Below are 22,057 nucleotides of genomic sequence, written 5' to 3' on the forward strand. Positions count from 1 at the left end.
GAGGGCTCGCCGTAATCGCAGGTCACCCTCGTGACGGCGAGCTGGCGGCCTGGTCATCCGGCACGGCGAGCGTCACCGGCGTGAAGTGCTCGACCACCGGGAACGGGTCGTAGAAGTGATGCAAGAGGTCCTTCCAGCGCTGGTATTCCGGGGATCCGCGGAATCCGACGACGTGATCGTCGAGGTGGTCCCACTCCACCCGCAGCAGGTAGCTGCCCGGCGACTCGATGCCCCGGGACAGCGACAGCGACCGGAAACCGGGCATGCTCGCGATGATCGGCCGCGCCGCGGCGAAGGCGGCCTCGAAGTCGGCGGCCGACTCCGGGCGAACGGGCAGCAGGGCGTGTTCGATGATCATGCGTCGACCCGTCAGGAGGCGTGGGTGGTGTTCGGCCGGCGGACCGAGGTGGCGGCGCCGTCCCGGTGTCCCGCTGGTTTCGCGCGGTACATCGCGAGGTCCGCGTCGTGCAGCACGGCCTCCGGGGTGCGCCGGTCGCCCGCGCTGAGCTCGGTGACCCCGATCGAGGCGTTCACCTGGATGCGGTGCCCGCGGGCGATGATCGGCTCGGCCATGGTGGAACGCAGGCGGGCCACCAGCGCGTCGATGTCGACCCGCCGGGTGACGCCGGACAACAGCACGAGGAACTCGTCACCGCCGAGCCTGCCGACGATGTCGTCACCGCGCAGCGCGCGTTGCAGCCGCTGCGCGACGATCTGCAGCACGGTGTCGCCGATGGCGTGCCCGAGCGTGTCGTTGATCGCCTTGAACCCGTCCAGGTCGATGAACAGCACGGTGGACACCGGCAGCAGCTCCTCGGTGCTGGCCAGCGCGGCGGCCAGCTGGGACAGGATCAAGGAGCGGTTCGCCAGGCCGGTCAGCGAATCGTGCGTGGCCTGGTACTCCAGTTGCCGCCTGCTGGCGCGGAATTCGGTGATGTCGGCGAAGGACGAGACCGCCGAGGAACGCGCGTCGCCGGGATTGAGCAGGCGGCTGCTGCCCGACAGCCAGCGGCGCTGGCCGTCGACGCGGTCGACGCCGAAGACGTAGCCGGTGATGGTCTCGCCCGTGGCGAGGGTGCGTGCGACGGGGTGGCGGCTCGGCGGCAGCGGCTGAGCGTTGGCGTCCAGCAGCACCAGCGGCAGCGACTGGATGGTGCGGCCGATCACGTGCCGGTCGGGTCCCTCGGTGCCGAAGATGCGTTTGGCCGCCGGGTTCATCGACTCGATCCGCCCCTCCGGATCGATCACCACGACACCCTCCTCCAGCTGGGAGACCACCGTGGTGAAGTAGTGCTCGGCCTTGCGCTGCGCGGCCTCGGCGTGCCGCTGGGCGGTCAGGTCGTGGATGACCACCTGGTAGGCGAGCCGGTCGTGCCACGCGGTCAACACCGACACCGTTTCGACGGGGACGGTCTCGCCGTCCAGCCGCATCAGCGTCACCTCGGTCGGAACGGAGGCGGCGCCCGCGACTGTGAGTGCGCCGATGCGGTCGAGCATCGTGGGGACCGAGGCCGGATGGACGAAGTCGGTCAGCGGCCGGCCCACCACCTGTTCGGCGCTCTCGGCGGCCAGCAGCCGGACGGTAGCGGGATTGACGTAGACGACCATCCCGCCCTCGTGCACACAGATCCCGTCGGGGGTGTGCTCGACCAGGGAGCGGTAGCGCGCGGCCAGCTGTTCGGCGGCGTCGACCGCGGCGGCTAGCTTGTCATCACCCACTCGAACCCCCGATCATCGACCCCATTATGGCCATTGGAACACGGGATTATTGTGGTATCGACGTGGACAAGATCACACTGACCACGCTTTTGCTCTGATCACAGTACTGGCATTATTTCGCGTTCGATCCGGCGTGCATTACACAACCGACTGTGTCCCGGTGTGGACGCCCGCTCGGTCGGCCAGGGGCCGGTGGAGGAGCGATACCGCCGGGCGTCGACCCGAATACGGCTACCCATTCCATTCCGAGAAAACTCACCGCCGTATCAAGATCAGATGACGATTGCCGGGATCGGCGCGATCGTCGGATACGGCTGGATCGGGAGACTCTCTGGGCGGGTTTGCTCACCGGCGAGTGCGGCCTCCCTCCGCGCGCCGCAGGTCGTTCGTCGGATCGCCGTTGTCGTAGCCGCTTCGGCCAGGTCGACGACAGCGCGTTCCCGTGGACGCCGAGCGCGCCAGCGCGGGGGTGGATTGCGCTGATCGCGGTCCGTACGATGGTGCATGGTGTTGTGTATTCACGAGGGCTGGATCCGGGAGTGCGCCAGCGGAATTCGCCGATGGTGACTTTCGGCCCTGTTCGCGGCACTTTTGCGGTGGTGGCATAGGGGCGGACTGGATCGATCTGGAAAGTGGGGCGTGACAGATGGTTTCCTCGGGGCGGCGATTCACGTCGGAACAGTGGGCGACGGCGGCGGAACCGGAAGTGGCTGTGACCACCCGTGGGCCCGTGCCGGACACGGACGTGACCCGGACCGTGCGGGCGATCGGCCGCGTGCTGCGCAGACATCACCTCGACGCGGCCGCCCGGGCGCGCCTGACCGCGCCGCCCGACCCGGAACAGCCGACGGTGGCGCAGGTCGACGTCCGCGGCCGGGACATCACCACGCGGGTCCAGGTCACCGGGCCGCGCGGCTTCGCGGTCACGTTCGCGGTCGAACGCCTCGACCGTCAGCTGGCCCGCCTGGCCGCGCGGGAGTCACGGATCTGGCCCGACCCGGCGCGCCCTCCGCTGGCTCTGGTCGGCGAACCGAGGGGGATCGTCCGCAGGAAACTCTGCACCCCGCAGACCTGCACGCCCGCTGAGGCGGTCGCCGTGCTGGACGCGATGGACTACGACGCCCACCTGTTCACCGACGTGGAGACCGGCGAGGACGCCGTGGTGCACTGGGCGGCCGAGGGTGTGCGCCTCATCCGGCAGCGCGCGACGTGCCCGCCGGACTGGTCGCCGCAGGTGATCGTGGGCTCGGTCCCGATCGTCGTCGACGCGGAACCGGCCCCGCGCCTCAACCCGGGCGACGCCGCGAACATGCTCTGCCGCAAGGGATTGCCGTTCTTGTTCTACACCGACCCGGACACCGGCCGCGGCGGGCTGCTGTACCGGCGTTACGACGACGACCTCGCGCTCGTCGTTCCCGCCTGACGCGCTAGGCCAGCGGCGCGGACCAGCGGACCCTGGTGCCGCCGTTCGCGGCGCGTTCCACGGTGCAGCGGCCGTCCGACAGATGCGCGCGATGCGCGAGATTGGCCAGGCCGCTGCGCGTCACGTCCGCGGGCATGCCCGCGCCGTTGTCCTCGACGAGGACGGTCAATTCGTCACCGACGGCGATCTCGACGGACAGCCGGTTCCCGCCGGAGTGACGCACCGCGTTGCTGACCGATTCGCGCACCACGGCTTCGGCGTGATCGGCGAGCGCGTCGCCCACCACCGACAGCGGTCCGGAGAACCGCACGCTGGTCCGGAAGGCGGCGTCCGCGGTCTGCTGACGGATCGCGTCTTCCAGCCGCCGCCGCAGGGGGTCGCCGCCGTGCAGGTCGAAGATCGACGTGCGGATCTCCTGCACCACCTCCTGCAGACCGTCCATCTCGGCCGAAAGTCGTTGCCGCACTTGTGGATCCTCGGTGTGGGCCGCGGTGGCGCGCAGCCCGAGGCCGACCGCGAACAGCCGCTGGATGACATGGTCGTGCAGATCGCGCGCGATGCGGTCGCGGTCGGCGAGTACGTCGAGGTCGCGCATCCTGCGCTGGGTCTCGGCCAACTGCATGGCCAGCGCCGCTTGGTCGGTGAAGGCCGCGGTCAGTTCGATCAGGTCGTCGGTGTAGGGACCGCGGGCGGGTGGACGCGCGAGGATCAGCACGCCGAGCACGAGGTCGGCCGTGCGCAGCGGCAGGATCAGCGCGGGCCCCGCGGGCCCGATCGGTGCGCCCAGATCGACGGACCCGGCGTCGGTCACCTGCACCACCGCGCGTTCGGAGAGCGACTTGCCGGTGGCGGTGTCGGCGATGCGGACCCGTGGCGGGCCGGCGCCGGGGCCGAACCATTGCGCCACGAGGAGTTCGGTGGCCTCCTCGGGCGGCGTTCCCGGCGCCACCACGGCGAGCAACGCCTGATGCGAGCCGGTCAGCGCGCGAGCACGGGCGACCACCTGCGCGAGGACCAGATCCGGCGTGGTGCCCGCGAGGAACTCGGTCGCGATGTCGCGGGTCGCCGTGATCCATGCCTGCCTGGTCCGCGCGGATTCGTACAGCCTGGCGTTCTCGATCGCGATGCCCGCCGCGGCGGCCAGCGCCAGCACGGTCGACTCGTCGTCGTCGGTGAACGGTTGCCCGCCCGCCTTTTCGGTCAGGTACAGGTTGCCGAAGATCTCCTCGCCGATCCGCACCGGGACGCCGAGAAAGCTCCCCATCGGCGGATGCCGGGGCGGGAACCCCACCGACGCCGGATGTTTCGACAGATCCGCCAGCCGGATCGGCTCCGGTTGCACGAACAGCAGCCCCAGCACACCGTGCCCCTCGGGCAGTCGGCCGATCCGCGCCCTGGTCACCTCGTCGATGCCCTCGTGGATGAATTCGACCAGCTGCCGGTCGTGCCCGCGCACGCCGAGCGCGCCGTAGCGTGCGTCGACCAGGCGTGCGGCGGTCCGCACGATGGCGCGCAAGGTGTCGAGCACCGTAGCCGGGAGGCTGGTAGTGACGTCCGTCATAGATGTTTCCGGAGGCCGGGGGTGCGCAGAGCCCGCTCAGTCTAGTCGGCTGTCCGCGCGCTTGCCCCGGAGTCGCGGCAGCTGCACACCATGTGGGGTGCGGTCGATAGCCCCGAGTCGGGCTGGCGGGGCCCGCCCTGTGCACCGCGCGACCACCCGGCGGAATGACTGTCCGCGTCGTGCTGTTGACCAGTGTTGCCGGGAGGGCGATGCTACGAAGGCGTCCTGGCCCGTTTCCGGCCCCCATCCGTGATCTCCGGCCGAAGGTTCCCGCCATTCATCGAGGTGGCGGGCGGTCGGTGAAACTTGTCGGTGCCGATGCCTAGCATGGCGGCCGGGGGTATGTCCGGACGTCGAACACGAAGGAGAAGGGACGGCCTGTGGCGGAACGCCTCACTGTGCGCGGAGCTCGGGAGCACAACCTGAAGGGGGTCGACCTCGACCTGCCCCGCGACAGTCTCATCGTGTTCACCGGTCTGTCCGGCTCGGGCAAGTCGAGTCTGGCCTTCGACACGATCTTCGCGGAAGGGCAGCGGCGCTACGTCGAGTCGCTGTCGGCCTACGCGCGCCAGTTCCTCGGTCAGATGGACAAGCCCGACGTCGACTTCATCGAGGGTCTGTCGCCCGCGGTGTCGATCGACCAGAAGTCCACCAACCGCAACCCCCGCTCCACCGTGGGCACCATCACCGAGGTGTACGACTACCTGCGCCTGCTCTACGCGCGCGCGGGCACCCCGCACTGCCCGGTGTGCGGCGAGCTGATCGCCAAGCAGACGCCACAGCAGATCGTCGACCAGGTGCTGGCCATGGAGGAGGGCATCCGCTTCCAGGTGCTCGCCCCGGTCGTGCGCACCCGCAAGGGCGAGTTCGTCGACCTGTTCGACCAGCTGAACACGCAGGGCTACTCCCGCGTGCGGGTCGACGGCGTGGTGTATCCGCTCACCGATCCGCCGAAGCTGAAGAAGCAGGAGAAGCACGACGTCGAGGTCGTGGTCGATCGCCTCGCGGTCAAGCCGACCTCCAAGCAGCGCCTCACCGACTCGATCGAGACCGCGTTGCGGCTGGCCGACGGCATCGTCGTGCTCGATTTCGTGGACCGCGACGAGCACGCGCACGACCGGGAGCGCCGCTTCTCCGAGCGCCTGGCCTGCCCGAACGGGCACCCGCTCGACATCGAGGACCTGGAGCCGCGCTCGTTCTCGTTCAACTCGCCCTATGGCGCCTGCCCGGACTGCACCGGCCTCGGCATCCGCAAGGAGGTCGACCCGGACCTGGTGGTGCCCGACCCGGCGCTGAGCCTGAACGAGGGCGCGATCGCCCCGTGGTCGCGCGGGCAGACTGCCGAGTACTTCACCAGGCTGCTGTCCGGCCTCGCCGATTCCATCGGTTTCTCGATGGACACCCCGTGGCAGGACCTCCCGCTCAAGGCGCGCAAGGCGGTGCTGGAGGGCAGCGCCGACCAGGTGCACGTCTCCTACACCAACCGCTACGGCCGCAAACGCTCGTACTACGCGGACTTCGAGGGCGTGATGCCGTTCTTGCAGCGGCGCATGGAGAACACCGAGTCCGAGCAGATGAAAGAGCACTACGACGGGTACATGCGCGACATCCCGTGCCCGGTCTGCAACGGCGCCCGGCTGCGGCCGGAGATCCTCGCGGTCACCATCGCCGCCGATGGCGACAAGAAATCCATCGCCGACGTCAGCGACCTGTCCATCGGCGATTGCGCCCGGTTCCTGAACTCGCTGACCCTGGGCGAGCGCGAGACCGCCATCGCCGGGCAGGTGCTCAAAGAGGTGCAGGCGCGACTGGGCTTCCTGCTCGACGTCGGCTTGGAGTACCTGTCGCTCTCCCGCGCGGCCGCCACCCTCTCCGGTGGCGAGGCGCAGCGCATCCGGCTCGCCACCCAGATCGGCTCCGGCCTGGTCGGCGTGCTGTACGTGCTCGACGAGCCGTCCATCGGCTTGCACCAGCGGGACAACCGCAGGCTCATCGAAACCCTCACGCGCCTGCGCAATCTGGGCAACACGCTGATCGTGGTCGAGCACGACGAGGACACCATCCGCGCCTCCGACTGGGTGGTCGACATCGGCCCGTACGCCGGCGAGCACGGCGGCACGGTGGTGCACAGCGGGCCCTACGAGGAACTGCTCACCGATCCGAATTCCCTCACCGGCGCGTACCTTTCCGGCCGCGAGCGCATCGAGGTTCCGCTGGTGCGCCGGCCGGTCAGCAAGAAGCGGCAGCTCACCGTGGTCGGTGCGAGCGAGCACAATCTCGAGGGCATCGACGTCAGCTTCCCGCTCGGCGTGCTCACCGCGGTGACCGGCGTATCGGGATCGGGAAAGTCGACGCTGGTGAACGACATCCTGGCGACGGTGCTGGCGAACCGGCTCAACGGCGCGCGGCAGGTGCCGGGCAGGCACACCCGGGTCAACGGGCTCGACCACCTGGACAAGCTGGTGCAGGTGGACCAGTCGCCGATCGGCCGCACGCCGCGGTCGAACCCGGCCACCTACACGGGCGTCTTCGACAAGATCCGCACGCTGTTCGCGGCCACCACCGAGGCGAAGGTCCGCGGTTACCAGCCCGGCCGATTCTCGTTCAACGTCAAGGGCGGCCGCTGCGAGGCGTGCTCCGGCGACGGCACGCTGAAGATCGAGATGAACTTCCTGCCGGACGTGTACGTCCCGTGTGAGGTCTGCCACGGCGCCCGCTACAACCGGGAAACCCTCGAGGTGCACTACAAGGGCAAGACCATCGCCGAGGTGCTGGACATGTCCATCGAGGAGGCCGCGGCGTTCTTCGAGCCGGTCACCTCGATCTACCGCTATCTCAAGACCCTGGTGGACGTCGGGCTCGGCTACGTGCGCCTTGGTCAGAGCGCGCCGACCCTGTCCGGCGGCGAGGCGCAGCGCGTGAAGCTGGCCGCCGAACTGCAGAAGCGGTCCACCGGACGCACGGTGTACATCCTCGACGAGCCGACCACCGGCCTGCACTTCGAGGACATCCGCAAGCTGCTGGCCGTGATCAACGGGCTGGTGGACAAGGGCAACACGGTGATCGTCATCGAACACAACCTGGACGTCATCAAGACCTCCGACTGGGTGATCGATATGGGTCCGGAGGGCGGATCCGGCGGCGGCACCGTGGTGGCCGAGGGCACGCCGGAAGATGTCGCGGCGGTCGCGGGAAGCTACACCGGCCAGTTCCTCCGGGACGTGCTGGACCAGCCGCCCGCGCCGAAAGTCGCGAAGAAGGCCCCGGCGAAGAAGGCCGCCGCGGCCAAGGCCACGAAGCGGGTGACGAAGAAGGCGGCGGTGGTCGGCTGACCTGTCGTCGGCGCGGCGGGGTCCCGATTCGCTCGGGTCGCGCCGCGTTTCGTCGCTGGCGGGGCGGCTGAAGGTGTCGCCCCGTCGATGATGTCAGCAGGCGATGTCAGCGATTTGCGATCGCATCGATGAGCTCCGCGAGTTCTTTCGGCTTGGACCACATCGGCCAGTGACCGGTCGGCAGGTCGACGTACTCGGCATCGATGCGGCCCAGCTCGGCGAAGATCGCGGCTTCGCCGTTGTCCCGCAGCTTCTTGACCAGCTCGGCGGTCATGGTGCTGCAGATCACGGTGGTGGGGACGGCCCGGCGCGCGGGTGAATCGCTCAAACGCAGCGGTGCCGCGGCGATGGACACCGGCTCGGACACGGCGCGCTCGCGGAAGCGCGCCAAGGCCGCCTCGTCCAGTCCGGCCAGGCTGCTGCCCTCAGCCTCCAGCTCGGACCATTCCGGCAGGGTCCATTCGCGCGCCGCGATGTCGAGCGCGGAGTTGATGACGAAGCCGTTCGGCAGCGGCGCGCTGTCGACGTAGATCGCGCGGCGGAACAGCTCGGGTGCGCGGTCGATGGCCAGATAGGCGGGTGCCGCGCCGCCGGAATGCGCGACCAGAACGACGGTTTCACCCGGGGGCACCGCGTCGATGACGGCCTGGGCCTGGGCTTCCAGGGTCGCCGACAGCCGGTCTGGGTCCGCCGCGTCCAGGCCGGGCAGCGTGAGCGCTGTTACCTCGTTGCCGCGCTGGCGCAGATCAGGGGCGACCTCGTCCCACGCCCATGCACCGAGCCAGAATCCGGGAGCGAGAAGAATCCGAGTAGCCATGGCCTCACTGTGCCCTACCCTCTGGGAATTTTCCTAAACTTCGGGGCGGCAGAGTGTGATTCGTCCAGAATTCCCGCCCCGCGCCGTGATTTTCGCGTCGCGGCGGCCGGGTGGCTTTCCTCCCTGGGCCGGGAGTCGGCTCCGCTTCGCGTCAGTAGACCGGGCCGGTGTATTTCTCGCCCGGACCTTTGCCCGGCTCGTCGGGATGGGCGGACGACTCGCGGAAGGCGCGCTGCAGCGATTGCAGACCCTCGCGGATCGGCCCCGCGTGCGGACCCAGGTACTCCACCGACGCCGTCACCAGTCCGGCCAGCGCGGTGATCACGCGCCGCGCCTCGTCCAGGTCGCGGCGCGGACTGGCGTCCGGATCCTCCTCTGCCAGCCCGAGTTTCTCCGCCGCGGAGCTCATCAGCATCACGGCGGCGCGGCTGATCACCTCGACCGCGGGGATGTCGGCCAGTTCGCGTACGGAGGTGTCGAGCTCGTCAGTCATGCCCTTCAGGCTAGCGACGCCGCCCGCAGCATCCGGAGGTGGCCGATCTCCGTGATGTTCTTCATCAGCTCCGCGTTCACCCAGCCCGCCAGATGCGCGAGGGTCAATCCGGCGTCGGCGGGCCACGGATACGCGGTGGGGCGATCCAAGTCGGATCCGGTCAGTCCGTCGAGCACACGCTCCCACTCCGTGCCGAGGTCGCGCAGGCAGGCGATGGCCGCGGCGCCGTCGCCGGGCCAATGCACGTCCTCGCGTGCGGGTGGCGTCAGCCCCTCGGCGTGGTCGATGGCCGTGCCCCACCACCAGCCGATGTGCCAGGTGAGCCAGCCGATCGTGGGGACCGGCACGGGGTCTGGTTCGGTGTCGGCCCAGTCCGGTCGCCACACGCCGTCCGCGTCGGGGCGCACGGTCCAGGTGAGCCCGGCAGGTTCCCAGAGGAAATCCTCGGGCGCCAGCGCGTCGAGATGGATGCCGGCGAGCGACCAGGTCAGGTCGAACTGCCAGCGCAGCAGGTCACGGCGTGGTTCGCGCACCGGGGGAGCGTGGCACGCGCGATACGGCCGGGCAAGCGGTTTTCCTCCGGATTCGTCCCGATTCGGCGATAGCCGAACGGAATGTTAGACTGGCCGCTGACGACCGCCCCGGGGCTTGCCCGGGGCTGATAAGTGGAGCCCGACTCCCACCGTTTCCGACGAGTGATCGTACGGTCGACGGTCCGGTCACCCGCCCCGCGAGGGCGGGTTCCTCGTGCCGGGGTTCTCGCAGGAGAGCCGCCGCACGAGGGTCGATGCGAGTTCGCTCGTGATCGGCGATCGGTCGACATCGGGCCCCGTGTCGCGGAATACCGCGCCGGGGCCTTCGTGTTGAACAGGGGTTGCAGTTATTGCGTGCGGTCGTCTGACGACACCGCTTGACCTAGGAGGCCCCATCAGCACTGAGACCCGCATCAACGATCGCATCCGTGTTCCCGAGGTCCGTCTCATCGGACCTGGCGGCGAGCAGGTTGGGATCGTGCGTGTTGAGGATGCATTACGCGTCGCCCTCGAAGCCGACCTCGATCTGGTCGAGGTGGCACCCGATGCCCGTCCGCCGGTCTGCAAGATCATGGACTACGGCAAGTTCAAGTACGAGACGGCGCAGAAGGCGCGCGAGTCTCGGAAGAACCAGCAGCAGACGGTGATCAAGGAGCAGAAGCTCCGTCCGAAGATCGATGACCACGACTACGAGACCAAGAAGCGGAACGTCGTTCGCTTCCTCGAGGCCGGGTCCAAGGTCAAGGTGACCATCATGTTCCGCGGCCGTGAGCAGTCCCGGCCCGAACTCGGTTTCCGGCTGCTGCAGCGGCTGGCGTCCGACGTCGCCGACCTCGGTTTCGTGGAAACCTCGGCCAAGCAGGACGGTCGCAACATGACCATGGTCCTCGCCCCCCACAAGGGTGCGAAGACGCGGGTGAAGGCGCAGCAGGAGTCCGCGCAGCGCCCGGCGCCCAGCGCCGCACCGGCCGGTCAGCCCGCCGCGGAGCAGGCCGAGACGGCCGGCCCGCAGTAACACCGATCAGAACACCGGCGGTCCCACGGGGCCGCCGGACGACAGATAGAGGAATCCATGCCGAAGATGAAGAGCCACAGCGGCGCCTCGAAGCGATTCAAGGTGTCCGGTAAAGGCAAGCTGCTTCGCCAGCAGGCGAACCGTCGCCACCTGTTCGAGCACAAGCCCACCCGCCGGACTCGTCGTCTGGACGGCGTGGAGGTCGTCGCGGCCGCCGACGTCCGTCGCGTGAAGAAGCTGCTCGGTATCTGATCGCGCCGCCGCGCAGACCAGCCGGCACACCGCGACCGGACCCTGTCCGGCGCCATTCCCGACCCATTTCCGGGCGCCGCCCCGCGCCCCCACATCGAACAGGACTGACCAGTGGCACGCGTCAAAAGGGCCGTCAACGCGCAGAAGAAGCGCCGTTCCATTCTCGAGGCCTCCAAGGGCTACCGCGGCCAGCGCTCGCGGCTGTACCGCAAGGCCAAGGAGCAGCAGCTGCACTCGCTCGCCTACGCGTACCGGGACCGCCGGGCGCGCAAGGGTGACTTCCGCAAGCTGTGGATCGCCCGGATCAACGCCGCGGCGCGGATCAACGACATCACCTACAACCGCTTCATCCAGGGCCTGAAGGCCGCGGGTGTCGAGGTGGACCGCAAGATTCTCGCCGAGCTCGCGGTGTCGGACGCCGAGGCGTTCGCCGGTCTCGTCGCGGTCGCCAAGGCCGCCCTGCCCCAGGATGTCAACGCCCCGGCCGCCTGATCCGGACGCCGATTGATACCCGGACACGGACAACTGTCGGAACGACCCGTGGAAGCGCTCAACGAGCGCACTCCGCGGGTCGTTCTGTCGAGTCGGCCTTCGGCGGATCGCTGTGGAAGCTGACTTCATAGACTGGCGCAACCCTCGTGTCGTCGCCGCCGTCAAACTCCAGCGCGGCGCGCAGCGTCGCAAGACGGGCCGGTTCCTCGCCGAGGGCGCCAACGCGGTCGCCGCCGCGCTGGAGACGGCACGGGTGCACGAGCTGTTCTATTCGCGAGCGGCCGCCGAACGCGACCACGCGCTGATCGCCGCAGCGGCCGCCACGGGCGTTCGCACCACGCTGGTGAGCGACCGCGCGGCGCAGCATCTGAGCGAGACCGTCACCGCGCCCGGCTTGATAGCGGTCTGCGATCTGATCGACGTGCCGTTGGCGCACATCCTCGACGCGAGCCCGCGGATTCTGGCCGTTCCCGTCGAGATGGCCGAGCCCGGCAATGCGGGGACGCTGGTGCGGGTCGCCGATTCCGTCGGCGCCGACGGCGTGGTGCTGGCGGGCGACACCGTCGACCCGCACAACGGCAAATGCGTGCGGGCCAGCGCGGGCAGCATCTTCCACGTGCCGATCGCGCGGCACCGGGACGTCGGCGAGACGCTGGAGTCGATCGCGGCGGCGGGCATCACGATCCTGGCGACCGCGGCGAACGGTGAAGTCGACCTCGACGACGCCGACGAACTGTTCACCCGCCCCGTCGCGTGGCTGTTCGGGAACGAGGCGCACGGCCTGGATCCCGCCGTCGCGCGCCGCGCCGACCACCGCGTCCGCATCCCCATTCGCGGCCGCGCCGAAAGCCTGAATCTGGCGACCGCGGCCGCGATCTGCCTCTACGCGAACTCCCGCGTCCGCTACGGCGTCTAATGGTCAATCGCCGTACTTGCTCAGGTCCTGCATGATCTCCGCCGCCCACGCCGCGGGCACCGACTCCGGCCCGGCGACCCGCATCGCGCTCATCACCGTCAGCAGCATGCCGGTGGCGAGGAACCGCCGGGCCTCGGTCGCGGGTGCTCCGGTCAGTTCCCGGATCAGCTGGTAGATCGCGCCGAACCGCTCCCTGACCTCGTCGCCGATCTCGGGGTCGGCGCTGGCCGCGAAGCCGTGCAGCAGCACCTGGAGCAGTTCTCGTTCCGCCAGGAACACCGAATAGCCGTTGGCGAGGGCGGTCAGGGCCTCGTCGGGGCTCGCGTCGGGCGGCGCGGCATTGCGTGACGTCCGGAAGATGTCCTCGATCCGGTCGCATACGCGGTGCATCGCGGCGCGGAAGAGGTGCTGCTTGGTGCCGAAGAGCCGGATCACGTACGGCTGCGAAACGCCCGCGCGCCTGGCGATCTCGTCGGTCCGGGTGGCGGCGTAACCGGACTCGGCGAAGGCCGAGACGGCCGCGCACAATACCTGCTCGCCCCGTTCGGTCGCGGTCATTCTGGTCCTGGTCGTTCCCGCCATCGTGCTCCATCTCTGTCGGTTCTCGCGGCTGGCGATGTCGCTGGAGAACTCGCCACTGCTGGCTCGCCTTGACATGTTATCAGTCAATGCATACTGTTCGGGACATTAGTTATCAGTCAATTACAACAAGGGCTGGACATGACCGAAACTCTTCCCTCCGCCGCCGCGACGCCGGTCGCGGCGGCGCCCGCGCCGACCATCGGCGGGCGCAGGCTCGCCGCCGTCCTGGCCGCCGTCGGCATCCCGATGTTCATGGTCACGCTGGACAACCTCGTCGTGACGAACGCACTGCCGGTGATCCGCACCGAACTGGGTGCTTCGCTCACCGACTTGCAGTGGTTCGTCAACGCGTACACGCTGTCGTTCGCCTCGCTGCTGCTCACCGCCTCCGCCATCGGCGACCGGCTGGGCAGGCGCAGGATCTTCCTGCTCGGCATCGCCCTGTTCACGCTGGCGTCCGCCGCCTGCGCCCTGGCGACCGAGCCGGGCATGCTGATCGCCGCACGCGCGGTGCAGGGCTTCGGCGCGGCGGGCGTGATGCCGCTGTCGCTGACCTTGCTGTCGGCAGCCGTTCCGGAGCGGATGCGCAATGCGGCCATCGGCATCTGGGGTGGGATCGCCGGTCTCGGCGTCGCGCTCGGGCCGCTCATCGGCGGCGCGGTGGTGGACGGGCTGAGCTGGCAGTGGATCTTCTGGCTGAACGTGCCCATCGGCCTGCTGGTGTTGCCGTTCGCGGCGCGGGTGCTGGCCGAATCGCACGGTGGCAGCCGCCGCCTCGATCCGGTGGGCCTGCTGCTGTCGGCGGGCGGCGTGCTCGCCATCGTGTGGGGCGTCGTGCACGGGGCCGACGACGGCTGGACCTCCGCAGGTGTGCTGTCCGCGCTCATCGGCGGCGCCGCGCTGCTGGCCGGCCTGATCGGCTGGGAACTGCGGACGCCGGACCCGATGTTGCCGCTGCGGCTGTTCCGTTCCCGGGCCTTCAGCGTCAGCAATGTGGTCGGTTTTGCATTCTCGGTCGGCGTGTTCGGGTCGATCTTCCTGCTGGCACAGTATTTCCAGGTGGTGCAGGGCTACAGCCCGCTGGAATCGGGCGTGCGCACCATGCCGTGGACCATGGCGCCGATGGTGGTGGCGCCGATCGCGGGTCTGCTGGTGGACCGGATCGGCGCGCGCACATTGATCACCGCCGGGCAGGTGCTGCTGGCCGCCGCGCTGGCCTGGATGGCCGCGATCACCACCGTTGACATCGGCTACGGCTCGTACGTCGCGCCGTTCCTGCTCGCGGGCGTCGGCATGGGCCTGACCTTCGCGCCCGCATCGACCATCGTGATGGCCAGCGCGGCGCCGGAGGACCAGGCCATGGCCTCCGGTACCAACAACACAGTCCGCGAAGTCGGCGTGGCGATGGGTGTCGCGGTGCTCGCGTCGGTCTTCGCCTCGTCCGGTTCCTACCTCGGGCCGCAGAGTTTCGTGGACGGGCTGGTGCCAGCGGTGTGGGTCGGCGCGGGCATTGTCGCGGTGGGGGCGCTGGTGTCACTTCTGTTGCCGCGGCGGGTGGTCGCGGCGGGCTGATCGCATGCGATGCGCCTCTCCAACGCTTCGGCGGGGAGGGGCGCATTGTGCTGTAGGTGGCGCGACCGTGACACCGACCACGTCGTCGCACGTCATGGTGATCCAGGCTCTCCACCGCCGTTATCGGCGCTGGTCCCCGCGCCGATAACAGACTGTCCGGTCTGCGTTAGCGGGTAATCCGCGTGAATCGCCCCCGAGCCATCGAATACGATTCGACCAGCAGCAATGCGGGTCGGCAATCAGCTGTGCCCGCGAACCGATCCCCAGGGGAGAGACGGAGCATCGTGGCCGACGACATCGACGCAGGCGAGCAGAACGCGGCGCTGACCGAGGAGGCACTGGCCGCGGCCGCGGCGGCCGCCGAGAAGGCGTTCGCCGCTGCCGCCGACCTGGATGCGCTCGCGGTCGCGAAAACCGAACACCTCGGCGCCAAGGCGCCGCTGGCGCTGGCCCAGCGCGCTCTCGGTGGCCTGCCGAAGTCGGAGAAGGCCGACGCGGGCAAGCGGGTCAACCTCGCCAGGGGCCGCGTGTCCGAGGCCTTCGAGGCACGCCGCGCCACCCTGCTGGCCGAGCGCGACGCCGCCGTGCTGGTCGCCGAGGCCATCGACGTGACGCTGCCCGCGCGCCGCACGGCGGTGGGCGCCCGGCACCCGATCACCGTCATCTCCGAGCAGATCGCCGACGTGTTCGTCGCGATGGGCTGGGAGGTCGCCGAGGGTCCCGAGGTGGAGACCGAGCACTTCAACTTCGACGCGCTGAACTTCCTGCCCGACCATCCGGCGCGCACCATGCAGGACACCTTCCACATCGCGCCGGAGGGTTCCCGGCAGGTCCTGCGCACGCACACCTCTCCGGTGCAGGTGCGCTCGATGCTGGAACGCGACCTGCCGATCTACGTGGTCTGCCCCGGTCGCACGTTCCGCACCGACGAACTGGATGCCACGCACACCCCGGTGTTCTCCCAGGTCGAGGGCCTGGCGGTGGACAAGGGCCTGACCATGGCGCACCTGCGTGGCACCCTGGACGCGTTCGCCAGGGCGCTGTTCGGTCCGGAGACCCGGACCCGCATGCGCCCGAACTACTTTCCGTTCACCGAGCCCTCCGCCGAGGTCGACGTGTGGTTCCCGGACAAGAAGGGCGGTCCCGGCTGGGTCGAATGGGGCGGTTGCGGCATGGTGAACCCGAAGGTGCTGATCGCCAGCGGGATCGATCCCGAGGTGTACAGCGGGTTCGCGTTCGGCATGGGCTTGGAGCGCACCCTGCAGTTCCGCAACGGCATCCCGGACATGCGCGACATCGTCGAAGGCGACGTGCGTTTCACGCTGCCCTTCGGTATCCGGTCCTGAACCCACCCTTCGATCGAGAGAGCGAAACGTCAAGTGCGAGTAGCGCAGTCCTGGCTGACCGACATCATCCAGCGCACCAACCCCGAGTGGTCGGTGACGCCGGAGGAGCTCGACGCGGGATTCGTCCGGGTCGGGTTGGAAGTCGAAGAGGTCGACAAGCTCCAGCGCGTCGACGGCGGGGACGGGCGGCCGCCGCTGGTGGTCGGCCGGGTCGCCGAGATCACCGAGCTGACCGAGTTCAAGAAGCCGATCCGCTTCTGCAAGGTGGACATCGGCCAGCCCGAATTGCAGGAGATCATCTGCGGGGCGAGCAATTTCGCGGTCGGTGACCTGGTGGTCGTGGTGCTGCCGGGCGGTGTGCTGCCCGGCGGCTTCCAGATCACCTCGCGCAAGACCTACGGCCATGTCTCCAACGGCATGATCTGCTCGGTCGCCGAACTGGGCATCGGCAAGGACCACTCCGGCATCCTGGTGCTGGAGCCGGGCACCGCCGAGCCGGGTACCGACGCCAACGAGCTGCTCGGGCTGGACGACACCGTCATCGAGCTGAACATCACCCCCGACCGCGGCTACTGCTTCTCGGTGCGCGGGCTGGCCCGCGAACTGGCCTGCGGTTTCGATCTCGACTACGCCGACCCGGCCGTGCGGACGCTGCCCGACCACGAGCAGGAAGCCTGGCCGATCCGGGTCGAGCCGAGTTCGCTGTGCACCCGCTTCGCGGCGCGCCGGGTCACCGGCATCGATCCGACGGCGGTCAGCCCCTGGTGGTTGCAGCGCAGGCTGCTGCTGTCGGGTGTGCGGCCCATCTCGCCCGCGGTGGACGTCACCAACTACGTGATGCTCGAGCTCGGGCAGCCGCTGCACGCGTTCGACGCGGCGAAGGTGTCGGGCGGCCTGGTGGTCCGCGGCGCGAGCACCGGCGAGAAGCTGCGCACCCTGGACGACGTGGAGCGCGTCCTCGACCCCGAGGACGTGGTGATCGCCGACGATTCCGGGGTCATCTCGCTGGCGGGTGTGATGGGTGGCGCGAGCACCGAGGTGGGGGCCGAGAGCGCCGACATCCTGCTGGAGGCGGCCACCTGGAACCCGCTGCGGATCTACCGGACCGCGCGCAGGCACAAGCTGGTGTCCGAGGCGGGCAAGCGGTACGAGCGCGTCGTCGATCCGGAGATCAACGTCGCCGCGCTCGACCGCGCCGCGAGCCTGCTCGCGGAGATCGCGGGCGGCACCGTGGAACCCGTGCTCACCGACGTGCGGATCCCCGTTCCCGCCGCCGAGCCGATCCGCATCGACATCGATCTGGCCGATCGCGTCGCTGGCCTCGTCTACCCCACCGGGACCTCGGCGCGCCGCCTGGCTCAGATCGGCTGCACCGTCGAGGTCGGCGTCAGCGAGACCGGGCACGGTCAGCTGATCGTGACCCCGCCGAGCTGGCGGCCCGACCTGGCCCAGCCCGCCGACCTGGTGGAGGAGGTGCTGCGGCTGGAGGGGCTCGAGCAGATCCCGTCCGTGCTGCCCGCCGCCCCGGCCGGGCGCGGGCTCACCCCGGCCCAGCGCCGCCGTCGCGCGGTGAGCCGCGCGCTCGCGTTCGCCGGTGCCGTCGAGGTTCCGCCGCCGGTGTTCCTGCCCGCCGGTGTGTTCGACACCTGGGGCTTGGACGCCGAGGACCCGCGCCGGGTCACCACCCGGGTGCTGAATCCGCTCGACGTGGAGCGCGCCGAACTGGCCACCACCCTGCTGCCCGGGCTGCTCGAAGTGGCCGCACGCAACATCTCGCGCGGTGCGCGCGACCTCGCGATCTACGGCATCGCGCAGGTGGTGCTGCCCGGCCCGAACACCCGGGCCGTCGAGCCGCTTCCGGTGGACCGGCGTCCCACCGACGACGAGGTGGCCGAGCTGCTGGACTCGCTGCCCCACCAGCCGGTGCACGTGGCCGCCGTCCTGACCGGTCGCCGCGAGCCGCGCGGGCCGTGGGGGCCGGGTCGCCCGGTCGAGGCCGCGGACGCGTTCGCGCTGGCGGACGCGGTCGCCGACGCGGCGGGCGTCACCATCGAGCGCCGCCCCGCCGCTGTCCTGCCCTGGCACCCCGGTCGCTGCGCCGAGCTGCTGGTCGAGGGCGCCGTCGTCGGCTACGCGGGCGAGCTGCACCCCGCCGTGCTGGAGCGTTCGGGTCTGCCGCCGCGCACCTGCGCCGTCGAACTCGACCTGGACGCGCTGCCGCTGCGGGAAGCCAGGCCGGTGCCGCTGGTGTCGCCGTTCCCGGCGGTGCTCCAGGACGTTTCGGTGAGCGTCGAGAAGACGATTCCGGCGGCGTCGGTGGAGTCCGCGCTGCGGTCCGGCGGTGGCGAGCTGCTGGAGGACATCGCCCTGTTCGACGTGTACGAGGGCGCGCAGGCGGGCGAGGGACGCAAGTCGCTCACCTACGCGCTGCGTTTCCGCGCCGCCGATCGGACGCTGACCGAAGACGAGGCCAGCGCCGCGCGGGACGCGGCCGTCGCGGCGGCCGCCGACGCTGTCGGCGCGGTCCTGCGCGGCTGAGCCGCCGCACCGCAGATCCGGAGCCCGTGCAGCCCTTTCGGCGCACGGTCTCGTTCCTGTCGCTGCCTGAACGCTCTCTGTCGGCAACTGCGCCGCGGCCGGGGCGGTGCTGCGTCGAAGCTTGCGCTTCTGGATTCCCCGCGCGCCGAGCGCGTGTTCTCGCACCACCCGCCTGCCGCCTCGCTGCCGCGCGGGAGTAAGAACAGGGCATGCGACATCCGGCCAGTCCGATCCTCAACGCGCTGACCTACCTGCCGGAACGGGCGATCGCGCAGACCCCGGCGTTGCTCGGCATGGACTACACCGACCTGTCCGTGACCACCTTGGACGGGGAAGTCCTGCACGCCTGGTGGATTCCGGCGCGGGAATCGGCCGGGCACATCCTGTTCGCGCACGGCAACGCGGGCAATATCGGTGACCGGGTGCCGATCTTCGCGTTGCTGACCGAGGCGGGGTTCGACGTGCTGGCCTTCGACTACCGCGGGTACGGGCGCAGCACCGGAAGGCCCACCGAGCACGGCACCTATCTCGACGCCCGCGCGGCGCGTGAGGCACTGCTGGCGCAGCCCGGTGTGGATCCGAATAAAGTGCTCTACCTGGGCAAATCGCTCGGCGGCGGCGTCGTGCTCGAGCTGGCGCAGTATCACCCACCGGCCGGGGTGATGCTGATGTCCACGTTTACCGGCCTGCGCGACGCGGCCCGCTCGGTGTACCCGTTCCTGCCCTCGCCTCTGGTCCCGAACGCGTATCCGAACGAACGCCGCATCCGCGAGCTGCGCGCCCCGGTGCTGATCATGCACGGCGACCAGGACGAGCTGTTGCCGCCGCGGCACGCGGAACGGCTCTACGCCGCGGCCAGGGAGCCGAAACGGCTCGTCGTCTTTCCCGGCGCGGGGCACAACGACCTGATCACGGTCGGCGGCTCGGCCTGGTACGACCTGGTCCGGCACTGGGCGTCCAGCGTGCTGCGGCGGTGAACCGGACACCCAGGTCACCGCTGCGTAGCCTGGCGTCATGAGTGACAACAGCGAAATCGCGAGCCGGTTGGCCGGGTTGTCCGACGCGGAACTGGCGGGCGTCCTGCTGGTCGCGACGGCGGGACGGCCGGGGTTCGCGGCGGTCCACGCGGCGCTGGTGGGACTGCTCGAGTCGGGTGCTGAAGGCCCCGCGGCGGATGTGACTCCTGCCACGTCACCCGGCGCGGGTACGAACCCCGTCCAAGCGCCCGGGGTATCCGGGCAGGTCGGAGCCGGTTCCGCGGTACCGGCGGTACCGGTACCGCCGCCGGGTATCGCCACACCCGCCGAGAGCGGAGGATATTCGGCCTCGGGTGTTCCTACTTTCGAGTCAGTTCGCGATAAGGTCGAGCAGCGCTTCGGCACCGCGCAGGGTATGAGCGAACTCGACCGGCAGACTCCCGCGGGCCGCGGCGTGGACGAACAATGGCAGGCACGCGAGAAGGCAGCGCGGGAACGCCTGGATCGGATTCGGAAATCGTTGCACGACAACGACATCGACCCAGACCAGCCGTGACCCGGGCCGGGCGTGCCGGACGACGACTGTGATGGATGGATTTCGATGAGCGAGCCGCGTGAGATCGCCGAACGGCTGCTGGACGCCCAAGTGGAATTCCTGCTCGCCGAGGTGACCGGAGACCGCTTCGCCGAGGTGATCGCGCGCGACACCGAAGCCGTGCTCGCGGTCGCCGACACGCTGGTCTTCCGGGACGTCGTCGGGATCGAGCATGCCAAGGAAACCGTCCGCACCGTCATCGAGCTGATCGGCGGCAGTCCGGTGCTGGCCGACATGGTCGGGGTGTTCGCCGATTCCATCTACGACCACATCGCCGCCAACCACGACTACACGCTCGGCGAGGTGGTCGACCGCGAGCCGGTCGAGGCGCTGCTGGAGAAGATCTTCGGCATGCATCAGGCGCAGGAGCGCATCCTGGACCGGCTCACCGAGAGCCCGCTGGTCGCCACCGTCGCCTCGAAGTTCGTGGACAAGCTGATCACCGACTTCATGCAGGCCAACCGGGAACGCGCCGAGAAGATCCCGGGCGTCTCCTCGCTCATGTCGCTGGGGCAATCCGCCGCAAATCGGGCGAAGAAGGTCGCCGACAGCACCTTCGTGGGCGACCTGGCGGGCAAGGGCGCGCTGTTCGCGCTCAAGCGCACCAACAACGCCATCCGGGAGATGCTGCGCGACGCACCGGTGCACGACGCCGCGATGGAGTTCTGGGACCTGCACGCCGACGAACCGGTCAGCGGGCTGCGCGAATACCTGACCCAGAAGGATCTCAACGAGCTCGTGCTGCTGTGCTACGAGGTCGCGGTCACCACCCGCGAGAAGGAGTACTTCGGCCTGCTCGTGGACGAATGCGTCGAGGTGTTCTTCACCAAGTACGGTGACTACACGCTGGCGGCCATGCTGCCCGAACTCGGGCTCTCCGGCGACGACATCGCCAAGGAGATCCTGCGCTACGGCCCCGCGGTCATCGAGGGCGCGAAGCGGGATGGTGTGCTGGCCCGGCTGATTCGCGAGCGCCTCGCGCCGTTCTACACCTCCGACGCGGTGCTCGGGATTCTCGCGGGAGAATAGTGCTCGGCGACGGGGACAACTCCGCTACATCGGCAGTGCCGGGACGACAGCCTCGCCGACCTGCGCCAGCCGGTCGCACGGACTCTCTCCGGCGGTCTTGTTGACGAGCGTCAGTTGCAGCAGCCCCTGCTTCGCCGAGAACAGCACGTCGCACATCTGATCCTTGGCGGCGCCGTCGACGCGGAACTGGCGGCCCGCGCGTCCGGCGATGGTGACGTCCTGGAACTCGACATTGCCCGGCTTCCGCTCGAACTCGGCGACGGTGCCGCTGGTGGAGAACACGCCGAGGGTGAAGTCGGCGCCCTTCCATCCGCAGATCTCCCAGCCGGGCTGCTCGACGCCGCCGACGCCGACCTGTTCGGTCGCCGGGTCGAGTCCGGCCGCGGTCAGCGCGTTCTCGGGGATGCCGGTGCACGGGTCGAACAGCTGGGCTTGCGTGCCGCTGGCGCTCGTGGCCTGCGTGCTGGTCGCGGGCGGCGAGCCGCCGGATTCGTCTCCGCCGCAGGCGGTCAGCCCCAGCGCAAGCGCTACCGCCAAGGGAACCAACGTGATTCGGTACGCCATCCCGCTCTCTTACCCTTCGCCAGTGTCGGGCCGGACTGTATCAGAGCCGCACCACCGGGTTTGATACCGGGCGAAGAGGGGTATCACGCAGTGTGATTCGGCATCCGATCCGGCGGGGATGGATGCCGGTTTTGTCGCGCCCGGTAACCCTTCGTTGCCAGTGTGTTTAGAAGTCCGCACAGTGTCCGATTTGTCCGATTTTCGCGTTGACAGGGGGTAGGCGCTGTGAAAGCTTGCCCTTGTTTTCGTGCGCTCACCGCGGAGCGATCACGGCGGGGCAATCGGAGGAGCCAGGGTGGTG

Annotated in this window: 20 protein-coding genes; 12 read left to right on the forward strand and 8 right to left on the reverse strand. The window is 69.6% G+C overall.

Translation table 11 applies throughout. From position 1 onward, the window contains the following. Window positions 1-22: 22 nt before the first annotated feature. Both ON34_RS10030 and ON34_RS10035 read right to left on the reverse strand, forming a co-directional pair. Window positions 23-358 (reverse strand): antibiotic biosynthesis monooxygenase family protein, encoded by a 336-nt coding sequence (locus tag ON34_RS10030; protein ID WP_040777390.1) that lies wholly within the window; start codon window positions 356-358, stop codon window positions 23-25. Window positions 359-369: 11 nt separating this feature from the next. Beyond that, window positions 370-1,719 (reverse strand): diguanylate cyclase domain-containing protein, encoded by a 1,350-nt coding sequence (locus ON34_RS10035; protein ID WP_040777393.1) that lies wholly within the window; start codon window positions 1,717-1,719, stop codon window positions 370-372. Between the two features lie 706 nt (window positions 1,720-2,425). Between ON34_RS10035 and ON34_RS10040 the strand changes: the two genes are divergently transcribed. Beyond that, complete coding sequence (locus ON34_RS10040; RefSeq protein ID WP_051022348.1) at window positions 2,426-3,142, forward strand: sigma 54 modulation/S30EA ribosomal C-terminal domain-containing protein; 717 nt, start codon at window positions 2,426-2,428, stop codon at window positions 3,140-3,142. Window positions 3,143-3,146: 4 nt separating this feature from the next. On the opposite strand, the gene ON34_RS10045 is transcribed toward ON34_RS10040, so the two are convergent. Next, entirely contained in the window at window positions 3,147-4,703 is a 1,557-nt protein-coding gene (locus tag ON34_RS10045; RefSeq protein WP_051022337.1) for a sensor histidine kinase, read from the reverse strand. 380 nt (window positions 4,704-5,083) lie between these two features. Between ON34_RS10045 and uvrA the strand changes: the two genes are divergently transcribed. After that, complete coding sequence (gene uvrA / locus ON34_RS10050; RefSeq protein ID WP_040777396.1) at window positions 5,084-8,035, forward strand: excinuclease ABC subunit UvrA; 2,952 nt, start codon at window positions 5,084-5,086, stop codon at window positions 8,033-8,035. 106 nt (window positions 8,036-8,141) lie between these two features. Here the strand turns inward: uvrA and ON34_RS10055 are convergent, their stop codons facing one another. From ON34_RS10055 to ON34_RS10065, 3 genes are all read right to left on the reverse strand, one after another. After that, window positions 8,142-8,852, reverse strand: coding sequence for an alpha/beta fold hydrolase (locus tag ON34_RS10055; RefSeq protein WP_040777399.1), 711 nt, complete (start codon window positions 8,850-8,852; stop codon window positions 8,142-8,144). A gap of 151 nt (window positions 8,853-9,003) precedes the next feature. Next, window positions 9,004-9,345, reverse strand: a complete 342-nt coding sequence (locus ON34_RS10060) for a DUF1844 domain-containing protein (RefSeq protein WP_040777406.1) — start codon at window positions 9,343-9,345, stop codon at window positions 9,004-9,006. A gap of 5 nt (window positions 9,346-9,350) precedes the next feature. Beyond that, entirely contained in the window at window positions 9,351-9,878 is a 528-nt protein-coding gene (locus ON34_RS10065; RefSeq protein WP_040777409.1) for a DinB family protein, read from the reverse strand. A gap of 349 nt (window positions 9,879-10,227) precedes the next feature. Here ON34_RS10065 and infC point away from each other — a divergent pair, with 349 nt between their 5' ends. From infC to ON34_RS10085, 4 genes are all read left to right on the forward strand, one after another. Continuing rightward, a complete protein-coding gene (gene infC, locus ON34_RS10070; protein WP_083889279.1) occupies window positions 10,228-10,893 on the forward strand; it encodes a translation initiation factor IF-3 in 666 nt (221 codons plus the stop codon). 57 nt (window positions 10,894-10,950) lie between these two features. Continuing rightward, window positions 10,951-11,145, forward strand: a complete 195-nt coding sequence (gene rpmI / locus ON34_RS10075) for a 50S ribosomal protein L35 (RefSeq protein WP_040777415.1) — start codon at window positions 10,951-10,953, stop codon at window positions 11,143-11,145. A 111-nt stretch (window positions 11,146-11,256) separates the two neighbouring features. After that, window positions 11,257-11,637: a 50S ribosomal protein L20 gene (gene rplT, locus ON34_RS10080; RefSeq protein WP_040777418.1), complete on the forward strand. Its 381-nt coding sequence runs from the start codon at window positions 11,257-11,259 to the stop codon at window positions 11,635-11,637. A 112-nt stretch (window positions 11,638-11,749) separates the two neighbouring features. Beyond that, the gene (locus ON34_RS10085; RefSeq protein WP_040777421.1) at window positions 11,750-12,553 is read left to right on the forward strand and encodes a TrmH family RNA methyltransferase; all 804 of its coding nucleotides are present in this window, start codon (window positions 11,750-11,752) and stop codon (window positions 12,551-12,553) included. 3 nt (window positions 12,554-12,556) lie between these two features. Here ON34_RS10085 and ON34_RS10090 read toward each other — a convergent pair whose 3' ends face one another. After that, a complete protein-coding gene (locus ON34_RS10090; protein ID WP_083889281.1) occupies window positions 12,557-13,111 on the reverse strand; it encodes a TetR/AcrR family transcriptional regulator in 555 nt (184 codons plus the stop codon). 162 nt (window positions 13,112-13,273) lie between these two features. Here ON34_RS10090 and ON34_RS10095 point away from each other — a divergent pair, with 162 nt between their 5' ends. From ON34_RS10095 to ON34_RS10120, 6 genes are all read left to right on the forward strand, one after another. Further along, window positions 13,274-14,707 carry an MFS transporter gene (locus ON34_RS10095; RefSeq protein ID WP_040777427.1) on the forward strand — a complete coding sequence of 478 codons (1,434 nt, stop codon included), beginning with the start codon at window positions 13,274-13,276 and terminating at the stop codon, window positions 14,705-14,707. 284 nt (window positions 14,708-14,991) lie between these two features. Continuing rightward, complete coding sequence (pheS, locus tag ON34_RS10100) at window positions 14,992-16,053, forward strand: phenylalanine--tRNA ligase subunit alpha (protein ID WP_051022338.1); 1,062 nt, start codon at window positions 14,992-14,994, stop codon at window positions 16,051-16,053. A gap of 33 nt (window positions 16,054-16,086) precedes the next feature. Beyond that, on the forward strand, window positions 16,087-18,591 hold the full coding sequence (gene pheT, locus ON34_RS10105) for a phenylalanine--tRNA ligase subunit beta (protein ID WP_040777431.1): 2,505 nt from the start codon (window positions 16,087-16,089) through the stop codon (window positions 18,589-18,591). A gap of 209 nt (window positions 18,592-18,800) precedes the next feature. Further along, on the forward strand, window positions 18,801-19,568 hold the full coding sequence (locus ON34_RS10110; RefSeq protein WP_040777434.1) for an alpha/beta hydrolase: 768 nt from the start codon (window positions 18,801-18,803) through the stop codon (window positions 19,566-19,568). Between the two features lie 37 nt (window positions 19,569-19,605). Next, complete coding sequence (locus tag ON34_RS10115) at window positions 19,606-20,124, forward strand: hypothetical protein (RefSeq protein ID WP_040777437.1); 519 nt, start codon at window positions 19,606-19,608, stop codon at window positions 20,122-20,124. Window positions 20,125-20,169: 45 nt separating this feature from the next. Beyond that, on the forward strand, window positions 20,170-21,192 hold the full coding sequence (locus tag ON34_RS10120) for a hypothetical protein (RefSeq protein WP_040777595.1): 1,023 nt from the start codon (window positions 20,170-20,172) through the stop codon (window positions 21,190-21,192). A gap of 24 nt (window positions 21,193-21,216) precedes the next feature. Here the strand turns inward: ON34_RS10120 and ON34_RS10125 are convergent, their stop codons facing one another. Continuing rightward, window positions 21,217-21,756, reverse strand: a complete 540-nt coding sequence (locus ON34_RS10125; protein ID WP_051022339.1) for a DUF3558 domain-containing protein — start codon at window positions 21,754-21,756, stop codon at window positions 21,217-21,219. Window positions 21,757-22,057 lie beyond the last annotated feature (301 nt).

It is taken from the genome of Nocardia pneumoniae NBRC 100136, assembly GCF_000308755.1.
Classification (GTDB): domain Bacteria; phylum Actinomycetota; class Actinomycetes; order Mycobacteriales; family Mycobacteriaceae; genus Nocardia; species Nocardia pneumoniae.

Bases quoted from the DNA above. Each gene is read 5' to 3' on its own strand.
- ON34_RS10060 (WP_040777406.1), bottom strand. From the start codon at position 9,345: ATGACTGACGAGCTCGACACCTCCGTACGCGAACTGGCCGACATCCCC.
- rpmI (WP_040777415.1), top strand. From the start codon at position 10,951: ATGCCGAAGATGAAGAGCCACAGCGGCGCCTCGAAGCGATTCAAGGTG.
- ON34_RS10090 (WP_083889281.1), bottom strand. From the start codon at position 13,111: ATGACCGCGACCGAACGGGGCGAGCAGGTATTGTGCGCGGCCGTCTCG.
- ON34_RS10030 (WP_040777390.1), bottom strand. From the start codon at position 358: ATGATCATCGAACACGCCCTGCTGCCCGTTCGCCCGGAGTCGGCCGCC.
- ON34_RS10055 (WP_040777399.1), bottom strand. From the start codon at position 8,852: ATGGCTACTCGGATTCTTCTCGCTCCCGGATTCTGGCTCGGTGCATGG.
- ON34_RS10110 (WP_040777434.1), top strand. From the start codon at position 18,801: ATGCGACATCCGGCCAGTCCGATCCTCAACGCGCTGACCTACCTGCCG.
- ON34_RS10115 (WP_040777437.1), top strand. From the start codon at position 19,606: ATGAGTGACAACAGCGAAATCGCGAGCCGGTTGGCCGGGTTGTCCGAC.
- ON34_RS10095 (WP_040777427.1), top strand. From the start codon at position 13,274: ATGACCGAAACTCTTCCCTCCGCCGCCGCGACGCCGGTCGCGGCGGCG.
- ON34_RS10045 (WP_051022337.1), bottom strand. From the start codon at position 4,703: ATGACGGACGTCACTACCAGCCTCCCGGCTACGGTGCTCGACACCTTG.
- ON34_RS10125 (WP_051022339.1), bottom strand. From the start codon at position 21,756: ATGGCGTACCGAATCACGTTGGTTCCCTTGGCGGTAGCGCTTGCGCTG.
- ON34_RS10120 (WP_040777595.1), top strand. From the start codon at position 20,170: ATGAGCGAGCCGCGTGAGATCGCCGAACGGCTGCTGGACGCCCAAGTG.